The following is a 12,813-nucleotide window of genomic DNA, read 5'->3' on the forward strand; positions in this document are numbered from 1 at the left end:
CCCCAGGGTCTACGGCTGCTGCGCGACGTCACGGACGTCGCGCAGCAGCCATTTCTCCTCGTGGCGCAGGATCACCACGCGCTGCGACGGGATGCCGCCCTCGTCCGGGTCCACTCGCACGACCGCGAGGTCTCCGAAGTCGTCGAGCATCGTGACCGTGCGCTCGTCCGCCGGCAGGTCGATGGCGCCGTCGGCGATCGCAGCGCCATCGACGACGACCCTGCGCAGGCACTCCGCATCGGCTCCGCAGGCCAGCCTGGCGTCGAGCAGTCCACCCGCGATCGCGGCGAGGTCGGCCGGCGCCGCGGCCGGCGCGGCCGGCGCCTCCGCGTCGGTGCCCGGCGAGGCGCCGACGTCCTCGACCGAGTCCGCATCCGGCCCGGCGGCGGGGGCGGCGACCTGCGTCCCGGCGCCCGCCGTCGCAGCCGGCGTCGACGCGGCCGGTCCGCCGGTGGCCACGACGTCGGCGGATGGCCACAGGGCACCACCCGCCAGCACGGCGGCCGCGACGGCACCGGCCACCAGCCACGGCGCCCGGCGGGAGGTGGCCCGAGCCGGCCGATCCCCCGGCCTCACCCGCCGCCATACGGCCGTGGTCGCGCGCGAGACGGTGTCGGCGAGCTCCTCGTCGACGCCGCGGAGCAGCGATTGCCACATCGAGCGCGGCGGCGGCTCATGCACGACGCGTGGGCGCTCACCCGCGGCGCTGCTGCGCGCCATGCCCTCCGACGCTCTGCGCGGGCTCAGGCTCACCGTGACGAGGGGCTCCGCTGGTGAGAGCGCGAACAGGGCGTCCTCGGCCGCGGCGAGCTCGGCGACCGATACCCGGTCCGCCCCGAGGGTGCGCACCGCGGTGTCCCACGTCCGCTGCATGACGGGGGGTGGGGTGACCCGTTCGAGGACCGCCACCGATGCGTCGAGCGCACGGGGGTCGGAGGCATCCGTGGCCAGCACCGGGCGACCGGCGTCGTCGAGCCACCACTGGCCGCCCGTCTCGGCCACGCCCGCCAGCTGAGCGCAGCCGCGCAGCACGCTGACACCGAGCGTCACCGCCTCGCCGGGGCTGAGCGGCATCCGCTCCTGACGGCGGCGGACGAAGTCGTCCAGTCGCTCGAGGCACACCGGGAGGACCGCATCGTGCCCGCCCGCGCGCCGGGTGACGTCGAGCGCGGCGAGCACGTGACCTTCCGGATCCGCCTCCCATCCGGCCCAGTCGGTTCCGAGGACCGCGGCATCGACCAGGATGCGGGAGGCGCCGTCGTCTGTGCGGACCAGGGTTCCGGGCCATGGGCCGTCCTCGTGCGCGCGCACGGCGCGTACGGCGCGGTAGGCCCGGCCCAGCGGCGCGTCATCGGTGTCCACCATCCCAGCGTGGTCGTGCGCGCGGAGTGACGCGCTGCGAGCGGACGCCTCTGTGGACGAACGCCTTCAGCGCGGGTGTGGGGAGGAGCCGAGAAGGCACGCGCGAAAAGGTAGGCTGGAGGGCATGGCCGCGCGCAGTTCCGCCCCCGAGAAACGCCCTGGATTCTTCTCCCAGGTCCGCACCCTGTACACCTTCACGCAGAAGGAGTTCCGCTGGCTGCCGTTCCTGCTGATCGGCATCCTGCTCCTCGGCATCGCGGTGGGTGTGGCGATCGGGTTCCTCATCCCGCCGGTCGCGATCTGGAGCGTGATCCTCTGGGGTCTCACCGGCCTGATGCTCGGCGTGCTGGCGTCCATGATGACGATGACGCGCCTGTCGACCCAGGCGATGTACAAGAAGATCGACGGGATGCCGGGCGCCACCGGCCACGTCCTGTCCAGCTCGCTCGGCCGCAAGTGGTCGGCGAGCGAGATGCCGGTGGGCATCAACCCCAAGACGCAGGAGGCCGTGTACCGCGCGGTCGGACGCGGTGGCGTGGTCATCGTCGGCGAGGGGGCCCGCGGCCGGCTGACCCGCCTCGTCAACGACGAGCGCTCGAAGGTCCAGCGCGTGGCCGCCGGAGTGCCGGTGACCGTCTTCTACGTCGGCCACGGTGACGGCGAGGTCCCCATCGCGAAGCTCGCCCCCGCCATCAAGGCTCTGCCGAAGAAGATCGACCGCGCCACCATGGCCGCCGTCATCAAGCGCATCGACTCGGTCTCGCAGTCGCTGTCGTCGCTGCCCATCCCGAAGGGGATCGATCCGACGAAGGTGCGCGCGCCGCGCCCGCGCTGACCGCGCGGGGCCGCGGTCAGGCGCGGACGAGGACCGTCCCGGCGGCCTTGTCGTGGAGTCCTCGCTGGTCGGCGTCCCAGATGACGGCCGGGATGACGACGATCAGCAGCGCCGTGCGCACGACGGGCCGCCACAGGCCCACCCACGCGCCGTCCAGCCGCACCAGTCGCATGCCGAAGAGCCGGTGACCCGGGCTCCCCTGCAGGGTCGGCAGGAAGACGAGCTGGATCGCGGCGAACAGCGCCAAGATCGCCAGCGGATCCCAGCCGAAGAAGCCCGAGATCAGGTACGCGGCGCCGTAGTCGATGAACAGCGCACCCACCCGTCGGCCGAGCCGGCCGATGGATCCCGTGCCCTCGCGGGGCAGTCCGAGCCGTTCTCCGGGGTAATCCTGCGTGCTCTGCGTCACGGGACAAGCGTATCCAGGTCCCCGTAACATGCCGGAAACACGAGTGATACTGCCGGGCAATCCCCTTTGGGTAGCTTGCCTGCAAGCCCGACCCGCACGGGCGGTTCCGAATGCCCTACCTCTGGAGTCTTCATGTTCAAAGATTCATCCGAGGTGCTGAAGTACATCAAGGATGAGGACGTCAAGTTCCTCGACATCCGTTTCACGGACCTTCCTGGCGTGCAGCAGCACTTCAACATCCCGGCCTCCACCGTCGACGAAGAGTTCTTCACGGTCGGCCAGCTGTTCGACGGCTCCTCCATCCGGGGATTCGCGAACATCCACGAATCTGACATGCAGCTCATCCCCGACGTGTCGACGGCGTACCTCGACCCGTTCCGCGAGGCGAAGACGCTCGTCATGGTCTTCGACATCTACAACCCGCGCAACGGCGAGATCTACGCCAAGGACCCGCGCCAGGTCGCCAAGAAGGCCGAGAAGTACCTCGCGTCGACCGGGATCGCCGACACCGCGTTCTTCGCCCCCGAGGCCGAGTTCTACATCTTCGACGACGTCCGCTACGAGGTGAAGCAGAACTCCAGCTTCTACTCGGTGGACTCCGAGGAGGGCGCCTGGAACACCGGCCGCGTCGAGGACGGCGGCAACCTCGCGAACAAGACCCCGTACAAGGGCGGCTACTTCCCCGTCTCGCCGGTCGACAAGACCGCCGACCTGCGCGACGACATCAGCCTCCGCCTCATCGAGTCGGGCCTGCACCTCGAGCGTGCCCACCACGAGGTCGGCACCGGTGGCCAGCAGGAGATCAACTACCGCTTCGACACCATGGTGCACGCGGCCGACGACATCCTGAAGTTCAAGTACATCGTCAAGAACGTGGCCAACGAGTGGGGCAAGGTCGCGACCTTCATGCCCAAGCCGCTCTTCGGCGACAACGGCTCGGGCATGCACACCCACCAGTCGCTGTGGCTCGAGGGCAAGCCTCTCTTCTACGACGAGAAGGGCTACGCACAGCTCTCCGACACCGCCCGCTGGTACATCGGCGGCATCCTGGCCCACGCGCCCGCGCTGCTGGCGTTCACCAACCCGACGCTGAACTCCTACAAGCGTCTGGTGAAGGGCTACGAGGCACCGGTCAACCTGGTGTACTCGGCCGGAAACCGCTCGGCGGCCATCCGCATCCCGATCACCGGCTCGAACCCGAAGGCCAAGCGGATCGAGTTCCGCGCGCCGGACGCGTCGGGCAACCCCTACCTCGCCTTCGCGGCGCAGCTCATGGCGGGCCTGGACGGCATCCAGAACCGCATCGAGCCGCACGAGCCCGTCGACAAGGACCTGTACGAGCTTCCCCCCGAGGAGGCCAAGAACATCCCGCAGGTCCCGAACTCGCTGCTCGACTCGCTCGAGGCGCTGCGCGCCGACCACGAGTTCCTGCTGAAGGGCGGCGTGTTCACGCCCGAGCTCATCGAGACGTGGATCGAGTACAAGATCGAGAACGAGATCCAGCCGCTCAACGCGCGTCCGCACCCGTTCGAGTACGAGCTGTACTTCGGCGTCTGACGTTCCAGCACGCGAGAGAGCCCCGGGAGACCGGGGCTCTTTCGCGTGGCTGACGGATGCCGCGACCCGGCGCGCGTGCTTATGCTGAACGGGCGCACCCGCGCCTCGTGACGAAAGCGAATCTCCGATGCCGACCGGCCGCCCCACACCGACGCGACGACGTCGCGCGCGCCGGCCGAAGGCGAAGACCTCGAAGGCGTCGGCGCGGCGGCGCACGGCGCGTGCCCGCCGCCGAGGCCGGTCCGTGCGGCGAGCCGGTGCCGCGGTCGCGATCGCGGTGACGGTCGCGGTGGTGCTCGCGGCAGCCGTGCTGCTCGGCGGCGGCGTGCTGGCCGGGGCGTTCGGCAGGGCCTTCGCCGCCGACGGCCGCGCACCGGCCCTCCCCGGGCCGCCGGCCGCGATCGCCGAACCCGCTGTCGCCGGCTACGGGCTCGAGCAGCTGGCCAACGCGTGCACCATCCTCGCCGCCGGCCGGGACCTCGGGTTCGACGGACGCGACCAGACGATCGCCGTGATGACCGCGATGGGCGAATCGTCGCTGCGCAACATCGACTACGGCGACTGGGAGACCAGCGGAGTGACCAACCCCGACGGCTCGCGCACCACGTCCATCGGCCTGTTCCAGCAGCAGGACTCCTGGGGGACCCGCGAGGCCCGACTCGACCCGTACACCGCAGCAGGCGTCTTCTATCGGGCGATGGCCGCGCGCGTCCCCGACAGGGCAGCGCTGGAGCCGACGCTCGTCGCCCACCGCACCCAGGTCAACAAGGACCCGTACCACTACGCGCGGTACTGGGACCGCGCCGTCCGCGTGGTGGCGGCCCTGGGCGGCGCTCCGCTGGACGGCGACCGCATCGACGGCATCCCGCTCTGTCCTGGCTCCTGAAGCTCGCGGCCGGCGCAGACTGCGGCCCGGCCCCTATCCGTAGAAGAGCTTCTCGAAGACGCGGCGTGCGCGACGAGTGGTGCCGAGATAGTCCTCTTCGACCCGCGTGGCCGACCGCGGCGGGTACTCGAGGAGGCGGCCGATCCCGTCGAGCTTCTTCCGGTCGACCGGGAGGACGTCGCTGGTCTGCCCGGACAGCAGGGTGTTCGCCGAGCGGAGCCGGCTGGACAGGCGCCAGGCCTCGGTGAGCCGGTCGGCCGCGCTCGTCGGGATGAGACCCGCCGCCTCGGCCGCACGGAGCGCGCGCAGCGTGGACGTCGTGCGCATCTCGGGGACGGCGTGCGCGTGCTGCAGCTGGAGCAGCTGCACCAGCCACTCGACATCGCTGAGCGAACCGCGGCCCAGCTTCAGATGCCGCGACGGATCGACGCCCTGCGGGAGGCGCTCGCTCTCGACCCGCGCCTTGATCCGCTTGATCTCGCGGACCGCGGCCGCGTCGATGCGCTCGGGGTAGCGTACCTGGTCGATGAGACTCGTGAAGTCGGCGATCAGCTTGACGCTCCCCGCGACGCCGCGCGCCCGCAACAGCGCCTGCGCCTCCCACGGCAGCGCCCAGCGCCGGTAGTACTCGGCGTACGCCTCGAGCGAGCGCGCGAGCGGTCCGTTGCGTCCCTCCGGACGCAGGTCGGCGTCCAGCTCGAGCGGAACACGGTGGTCCTCCGAGTGCGTCCGCAGCGCCGCGACGAGCTCCAGCGCGAGCTCGTGCGCCCGCTGGGGGTCGACGCCGTTCGCCCGGTAGACGTACATGACGTCCGCGTCCGAGCCGAAGCCGAGTTCGGCTCCGCCGAAGCGGCCCATGGCGATCACGGAGAAGTCGAGCGCCTCGTCCTCCGGCGGCACCACCTCGCGGCGCACCGCGCGCAGGGTCGCCTGGATCGTCACCTCGGTGATCGTGGTGAGCGCCTCGGCCAGCTCCTCGATCGTCATCGTTCCGAGAATGGCGCCCATCGCCACGCGCAGCTGCTCCCGCCGCCGCAGCGCGCGCACCGCGCGCATCGCGTCGAGCGTGGTGGCGTGGCGCGTCTGGATCGCGCGCGCCTCCTGCTGCAGCACCGCGCCCGACCGAGGGCGCAGCAGCTCGGGATCGTCGAGCCAGGCTGCGGATTCCGGGATCCACTCGATCAGCTCGCCCACGTAACGGGACCCCGAGAGGACGCGCGAGAGGCTCTCAGCGGCCCCCGACGAGTCCCGCAGCATCCGCAGGAACCAGTGGGTGTCGCCGAGCCGCTCACTCAGCCGGCGGAATGCGAGCAGTCCGTAGTCCGGATCCGCGCCGTCGGCGAACCATCGGATCATGACGGGCATGAGGTGTCGCTGGATCGTCGCCTTGCGGCTGAGGCCGCTGGTCAGGGCGGCGATGTGGCGCAGCGCGCCGGCGGGATCGGTGAAGCCGATCGCCGCGAGCCGGTCGTGCGCCTGCTCCGTGGAGAGCGCGCGCTCGTCGGCGGGCAGCGCGGCCACCGCGGACAGCAGCGGACGGTAGAACAGCCGGACGTGGATGTCGCGCACCTCGCGCTTGACGGACTCCCACAGCGACCAGACGCCGTTGCCGCTGTCGGCGAGCCCGCTGGCCCGCGCGAGCACGCGAAGGTCCTCGGGGCGCTGCGGCATGAGGTGCGTGCGGCGCAGCTGCCGCAGCTGCACACGGTGCTCGAGGAGTCGCAGCACACGATAGTCCCGGGAGAACGCGGATGCCTCGGCCCGGCCGATGTAGCCCTCGGTCACCAGTGCGGCGAGGGCGTCGAGGGTGCCGCGCTGGCGGATGCGGTCGTCCGTCAGCCCGTGGACGAGCTGCAGGAGCTGCACGGTGAACTCGATGTCGCGGATGCCGCCGGGACCGAGCTTGAGCTGGTACGGCACATCCGCGGCGGGGATGTGCTCGGTGACGCGTTCCCGCATCCGCTGCACGCTGTCGACGAAGTTCTCGCGCGCCGCGCTGGTCCACACCTTGGGCTGGACGGCCTCGGTGTACGCGCGCCCGAGCGCCTCGTCGCCGGCGATGGGTCGCGCCTTGAGCAGCGCCTGGAACTCCCAGCTCTTGGCCCAGCGGTCGTAGTACGCCAGATGGGAGTCCAGCGTCCGCACCAGCGCTCCCTGCTTGCCCTCCGGGCGCAGGTTGGCGTCGACCTCCCACAGCGGCGGCTCGATCTCGACCCCGCTGATGCCGCGCATCGTCTGCACGGCCAGTCGCGTGGCGATGTCGACGATCCTGCTCTCCCCCAGTTCCTGGACGGCCTCGTCATCACCGCCGGCGACGAAGATCACGTCGACGTCGCTGACGTAGTTCAGCTCGCGGGCACCGGTCTTGCCCATGCCGATGATCGCGAGCTCGGTGCGCGCCACCTGGTCGCGCGGAAAGAGCCCCGCCCCCACCGCGCCGCCGGACACCCGCGTGCGGGCGACGGCGAGGGATGCCTCCAGCGCGGCGCCTGCGGCATCCGCCAGCCGCGCCGACACGTTGGCGATCTCGTCGACGGGTGCAGGACTGAGCAGGTCGTATGCCGCGATGCGTGCCAGCATCCGCCGATAGCGCACGCGCAGCGCCACCCAGGCGCTTTCGCCGCCCTCTGCGGCGAAGCCCTCCACCGCTCCCACCGACTCCAGCAGCGTCTCGCGCAGCTCTGCGCCGGTGGGAAGGCGTTCGCCCGCGGCGGCGAGCTCGTCGACCTCCGCGGGATGACGCAGGAAGAACTCGCCGAAGCCCGTCGATGCGCCCAGGAGCGCCCACAGGGCGCGCCAGGCGGCCGGATGCTCGCGGGCGCGCCGGACGGGGTCGGAGTCGCGGCGTGCCAGGCGGGTCACCCCGAACAGCGCCTCATCGGGGTCGGCTGCGTGCGAAGCGGCGTCGAGGACGTCGCTGCGCGGCGCGCCGATGAGCTCGGTCAGCTCCTCGAGCAGCGCCTCGGCCTCGGTGAGCCGGCTGAAACCCAATCGCGCGAGAGGGGTGAGGGATGCCGGACGTTCGCTCGCGGACATGCCTCGACCGGCCTCAGAGCATCTCGAGGTTGCTCTTGAGCTCGAAGGGGGTCACCTGGGAGCGGTACTCCTGCCACTCGCGCCGCTTGTTCAGCAGCACGTAGTTGAACACCTGCTCGCCCAGCGTCTCGGCGACGAGCTCCGACTCCTCCATGTACTCCAGCGCGTGGTCCAGGCTCGCCGGCAGCGGCGCATAGCCCAGCGCCCGTCGCTCGGCATCCGTCAGCGACCAGACGTTGTCCTCCGCCTCGGCGGGAAGCTCGTACTCGCCCTCGATGCCCTTGAGGCCCGCGGCGAGCATGAGCGCGAAGGACAGGTACGGATTCGCGGCCGAGTCGAGGGCGCGGTACTCCACGCGCGACGACTGCCCCTTGTTGGGCTTGTACAGCGGCACGCGCACCAGCGCCGAGCGGTTGTTGTGGCCCCAGCAGATGAAGCTCGGGGCCTCGTCGCCGCCCCACAGCCTCTTGTAGGAGTTCACGAACTGGTTGGTGACCGCCGAGATCTCGTTCGCATGGCGCAGCAGCCCGGCGATGAACTGGCGGCCGACCTTCGACAGCTGGTACTGCGCGCCCTCTTCGTAGAACGCGTTGACGTCGCCCTCGAAGAGCGACATGTGCGTGTGCATGCCGCTGCCGGGCTTGCCGGTCATCGGCTTGGGCATGAACGTCGCGTAGACGCCCTGCTCGATCGCGACCTCCTTGATGACCGTGCGGAAGGTCATGATGTTGTCGGCGGTCGTGAGAGCGTCGGCGTAGCGCAGGTCGATCTCGTTCTGTCCCGGGCCGCCCTCGTGGTGGCTGAACTCGACCGAGATGCCGAGGTCCTCGAGCATCCGCACCGAGCGACGCCGGAAGTCGTGGGCGGTCCCGCCCGGCACGTTGTCGAAGTAGCCGGCGGAGTCCACCGGCTCGGGCCCCTCGGCGCCGAACGCCGACGACTTCAGGAGGTAGAACTCGATCTCGGGGTGTGTGTAGAAGGTGAATCCGGCATCGGCCGCCTTCGCGAGCGTGCGCTTGAGCACGTGGCGCGGGTCGGCCACGGCCGGCTGCCCGTCGGGGGTGGTGATGTCGCAGAACATGCGCGCAGTGGGGTCGATCTCGCCGCGCCACGGCAGGGTCTGGAACGTGGTCGGGTCGGGATGCGCGAGCAGGTCGGACTCGTAGGAGCGCGTCAGGCCCTCGATGGCGGAGCCGTCGAAGCCGAGCCCCTCGCTGAAGGCGCCCTCCACCTCGGCGGGGGCGATCGCGACGGACTTCAGTGTGCCGATCACGTCGGTGAACCAGAGCCGGACGAACTTGACGCCCCGCTCCTCGATGGTCCTCAGAACGAAGTCACGCTGCTTGTCCATCGCGTCCTCTCCGGTGCCCGAACCGTCGGCAAGACCGCGGTCGAAGCCAGACTACTGGTCGTCGGCGGGCTCTCCTGACACGCCCGTGCCACCCCAGGAATCCTCGCGGGCCTCCTCCTCCGCCCACGCACGCGAGCGCCGGCGCATGACCTCGGGAGCCTCGGCGGCCTCCTCCGGAGTGTCGAAGGGACCGGCCCGGTCCACCGAGGGTGACTCGAAGCCCTTCTCGACCTCGCCGGTGCGGAGGTTGTACCAGTACTTCTCGCTGCCGTTCGTCATCGTGCGCTCCTCTGGATCGCGGGCAGTTCGCCGTCAGGTCGATCCTACTGACGGGGCGCGTCATCGTCCGGGATCACGATCGGTAGGCTGACGGCATGGCATCTGACGCGGCACGCGCCGTCGGCGTGGACATCGGCGGCACCGGCATCAAGGCGGGGATCGTCGACCTCGAGCGTGGCGAACTGATCAGCGACCGCGTGAAGGTCGCGACCCCGGAGGGAGCGCATCCGCCGGATGTCCTGGCCGCGGTGACCGAGGTGCTCTCCACGCTCGGCGTCGCCGACGACCCCTCGGTCGCACTCGGCGTGGCATTCCCCGCCATCGTCAAGCACGGGCGCACCCTGTCGGCGGCCAACGTCTCCGAGCGGTGGATCGACTTCGAGGCCGAGAAGTTCTTCGAGGACGGACTCGGTCGCGACATCCACTTCGCCAACGACGCGGATGTCGCCGGGATCGCCGAGGTGCGCTACGGCGCGGCCAAGGATCAGCCGGGTCTGACGATCCTCACCACGCTCGGCACGGGGATCGGCTCGGCACTGCTGTACGACGGCGTGCTCATCCCGAACTCCGAGCTCGGCCACGTCCAGCGGGCGGAGCACGGCAAGGACGCCGAGGCGTACGCCGCGTACTCCGCGATGGAGCGCGACGAGCTGTCGTGGGAGCAGTGGGCCGAGCGGCTGCAGTGGTACTACAGCTACATCGAGTTCCTCTTCAGCCCCGACCTGTTCGTCGTGGGCGGCGGCGTGAGCAAGCACGCCGCCAAGTTCCTGCACCTCCTGCAGCTGAAGACCCCGATCGTGCCCGCCGTGCACCGCAACAACGCCGGGATCATCGGAGCGGCCGCGCTCGCGCGCGGCTGACCCGATTCGCCGCACCCGCGCCCGGTGCGGTCGGGTCGTCCGGTCGAGCGGATCCCACGGACGAGCTCTTCGGAGGCGAATGGGCCGGCCTGTACGCCGGGTTCTGTCCGGGGGCCGAAGCCCCGTGGACGGTCATCTCTCTCGGCGACACGTTGCCGTGCCGCTCCAGCGGCCTACCCGGGGACTCGGCGGGCCGCGTCGTCATCCCCTGTCTGGCCTTGCTCCGGGCGAGGTTTGCCGTGCGGGCCGTGTCACCACGACCCCGGTGGTCTCTTACACCGCCCTTTCACCCTTACCCGGCCGTAGCCGGGCGGTCTGCTCTCTGTGGCACTGTCTCGCGGATCGCTCCGGGTGGGTGTTACCCACCGCCCTGCCCTGTGGAGCCCGGACGTTCCTCGGCGCGGAACGGAGATCCGCCCGCGACGCGACCGTCCAGCCGACCCATTCGCGTCTGGCAGTCTACCGCCGCGGTCCGTGGCCCGCCTCGGCGTCAGTCCTTCAGCGCGGTGTCGCCCACGCGCACGTCGAGCGGGAAGTCGAGCGGGAAGTCTCCGAACAGCAGGCGGCCGGCGGCGGCCGCGGCATCCGTCACCGCCTGAGCGACCTCCTCGGCGTGCTCGTCGGGCGTGTGGACGATCACCTCGTCGTGGAGGAAGAGAGCCAGGTGCGGCTGTCTCGCGAACGCCGGACCCGAGCGCGGCGCCGCGTCGGCGACCGCCACCGGCGCAATCGCGGCCAGACGCGTGCGGAGGTCGGCCAGCCACGCCAGCGCCCACTCGGCGGCGGTGCCCTGGACGACGAAGTTGCGGGTGAACCGGCCGCGATCGCGCGCCCATCGCCGCGCCCGCGTCTCGTCGATACCGGATGCCTCGGCCTCGGTCGCCCGCGACTGCGCGGCCGCCCACGACGGCGACGGCGGCGGGGACGTGCGGCCCAGCCACGTCGAGACGACCCCGCCGTCCTCGCCGGTGCGCGCCGCGTCGTCGACGAGCCCCATCGCGCGGGGGTAGGCCCGCCGCAGCCGTGGGACGAGGCGCCCCGACTCGCCGGTCGTGGCGCCGTACATCGCGCCCAGCAGCGCGATCTTCGCCTCCTGCCGCGTCGCCACCGCCCCGCTGTCGACGATGCCGGCATAGAGGTCGCGCCCCCGCGCCGCCGCGGCCAGCGCCGTGTCGCGTGACATCGCGGCGAGGACCCGCGGCTCGAGCTGCGCCACATCGGCGACGACGAGGCGCCAGCCGGGATCGGCCCGCACCGCCTCTCGCAGCTGCCGCGGCAGCTGGAGCGCGCCGCCGCCCGACGACGCCCAGCGACCGGTCACCACGCCGCCGGGGACGTACACCGGCCGAAATCGTCCGTCCTCGACCCAGTCCGCCAGCCACGTCCACCCATTCGCCGAGAGCAGACGCGAGAGCTTCTTGTACTCCAGCAGCGGCTCGATCACGGGATGCCGCTGCTCGGCGAGCTCCCACCGGCTCGTGGACTGGACGAGCACTCCGGCGCGGTGCAGCGACCGCAGCAGCTTCGGCTGCGAGTCGAGACTCGCGGTCGGATCACCGAGGGCTGCGCGGACGCGGGCGGCCGCCTCCGCGAGCTTCGCGGGCGGGCCTCCGCCCGCGGGCCGCTCCCCCAGCATCCTCACCAGGATCCGGTCGTGCGCCGCGGCGTCCCACGGCAGTCCGGCGGCCCGCAGCTCGCAGGCGATGAGCGCGCCCGCGGATTCCGCCGCCGTGAGCAGGCGCAGGCGGCCCGGCTCGCGGCCGCCGGCCATCGCGTCGCGCTGTCGCGCGAACTCCGACAGCGCGCTGTCCACGTCGGACGGCGGTCCGGAGGGGCGCGCGGTGCCGTCGAGCTCGAACAGCGCCGGCGGCGCGGCGTCGTCGTCGTATGGGGCCGCATCCCACTCGTGAGCACCCCGGACGGCGGCGGAGCCGTCCACCAGCACCGAGTCGCGCAGGATGGCGTGGCACAGTCGCAGGTCGTGACACCGCGCGACGCGCACGCCGTCGGAGAGCAGTCGCGGGTACCACTGGGGCGCGTCGTTCCAGACCCAGCGCGGCGCGAGGGAGGACTCCTGCGCCGCGACCCACGAGCTCAGATCGGCGTCAGGGATCCGGTGACGGCCGAGCTCCTCACCCGTCGAGCCGAGCGGGACGCCGATCGCGCCGCCGTCGGTGCGTCCGAGGACGATCCACGCGGCCGCTTCAACGCCGGCCATCGCGGCACAGCGGGCGTCGG

The 12,813-nt window shown here is 71.5% G+C and carries 10 protein-coding genes and 1 other RNA gene; 4 read left to right on the forward strand and 7 right to left on the reverse strand.

Annotation, left to right across the window (positions count from 1 at the left end; translation table 11 throughout):
* Positions 1-9: 9 nt before the first annotated feature.
* Positions 10-1,365, reverse strand: a complete 1,356-nt coding sequence (locus ACFRAL_RS06430) for a hypothetical protein (RefSeq protein ID WP_378880930.1) — start codon at positions 1,363-1,365, stop codon at positions 10-12.
* Positions 1,366-1,486: 121 nt separating this feature from the next.
* Here ACFRAL_RS06430 and ACFRAL_RS06435 point away from each other — a divergent pair, with 121 nt between their 5' ends.
* On the forward strand, positions 1,487-2,197 hold the full coding sequence (locus ACFRAL_RS06435) for a DUF4191 family protein (RefSeq protein ID WP_336397119.1): 711 nt from the start codon (positions 1,487-1,489) through the stop codon (positions 2,195-2,197).
* 16 nt (positions 2,198-2,213) lie between these two features.
* Here the strand turns inward: ACFRAL_RS06435 and ACFRAL_RS06440 are convergent, their stop codons facing one another.
* Positions 2,214-2,606 (reverse strand): RDD family protein, encoded by a 393-nt coding sequence (locus ACFRAL_RS06440; RefSeq protein ID WP_378880934.1) that lies wholly within the window; start codon positions 2,604-2,606, stop codon positions 2,214-2,216.
* Positions 2,607-2,738: 132 nt separating this feature from the next.
* Between ACFRAL_RS06440 and glnA (ACFRAL_RS06445) the strand changes: the two genes are divergently transcribed.
* Both glnA (ACFRAL_RS06445) and ACFRAL_RS06450 read left to right on the forward strand, forming a co-directional pair.
* On the forward strand, positions 2,739-4,163 hold the full coding sequence (gene glnA, locus ACFRAL_RS06445; RefSeq protein ID WP_336397117.1) for a type I glutamate--ammonia ligase: 1,425 nt from the start codon (positions 2,739-2,741) through the stop codon (positions 4,161-4,163).
* 244 nt (positions 4,164-4,407) lie between these two features.
* Positions 4,408-5,049 (forward strand): peptidase M23, encoded by a 642-nt coding sequence (locus tag ACFRAL_RS06450; RefSeq protein ID WP_378880937.1) that lies wholly within the window; start codon positions 4,408-4,410, stop codon positions 5,047-5,049.
* 33 nt (positions 5,050-5,082) lie between these two features.
* Here the strand turns inward: ACFRAL_RS06450 and ACFRAL_RS06455 are convergent, their stop codons facing one another.
* Genes ACFRAL_RS06455 through ACFRAL_RS06465 form a run of 3 tightly spaced genes read right to left on the reverse strand, consistent with a single transcriptional unit; the run spans position 5,083 to position 9,715 of the window.
* Complete coding sequence (locus ACFRAL_RS06455; protein ID WP_378880940.1) at positions 5,083-8,085, reverse strand: bifunctional [glutamine synthetase] adenylyltransferase/[glutamine synthetase]-adenylyl-L-tyrosine phosphorylase; 3,003 nt, start codon at positions 8,083-8,085, stop codon at positions 5,083-5,085.
* Between the two features lie 13 nt (positions 8,086-8,098).
* Positions 8,099-9,436 (reverse strand): type I glutamate--ammonia ligase, encoded by a 1,338-nt coding sequence (glnA, locus tag ACFRAL_RS06460; RefSeq protein ID WP_378880943.1) that lies wholly within the window; start codon positions 9,434-9,436, stop codon positions 8,099-8,101.
* Positions 9,437-9,487: 51 nt separating this feature from the next.
* Positions 9,488-9,715 carry an SPOR domain-containing protein gene (locus ACFRAL_RS06465; protein ID WP_336397113.1) on the reverse strand — a complete coding sequence of 76 codons (228 nt, stop codon included), beginning with the start codon at positions 9,713-9,715 and terminating at the stop codon, positions 9,488-9,490.
* 95 nt (positions 9,716-9,810) lie between these two features.
* Here ACFRAL_RS06465 and ppgK point away from each other — a divergent pair, with 95 nt between their 5' ends.
* Positions 9,811-10,575 carry a polyphosphate--glucose phosphotransferase gene (ppgK, locus tag ACFRAL_RS06470; RefSeq protein WP_336397112.1) on the forward strand — a complete coding sequence of 255 codons (765 nt, stop codon included), beginning with the start codon at positions 9,811-9,813 and terminating at the stop codon, positions 10,573-10,575.
* Positions 10,576-10,651: 76 nt separating this feature from the next.
* On the opposite strand, the gene rnpB is transcribed toward ppgK, so the two are convergent.
* Positions 10,652-11,019, reverse strand: an RNA gene (rnpB, locus tag ACFRAL_RS06475) — RNase P RNA component class A.
* Between the two features lie 46 nt (positions 11,020-11,065).
* Entirely contained in the window at positions 11,066-12,793 is a 1,728-nt protein-coding gene (locus ACFRAL_RS06480; RefSeq protein WP_336397111.1) for a bifunctional 3'-5' exonuclease/DNA polymerase, read from the reverse strand.
* Between the last annotated feature and the right edge of the window lie 20 nt (positions 12,794-12,813).

Source organism: Microbacterium sp. NPDC056736, from assembly GCF_042790415.1.
GTDB lineage: Bacteria > Actinomycetota > Actinomycetes > Actinomycetales > Microbacteriaceae > Microbacterium.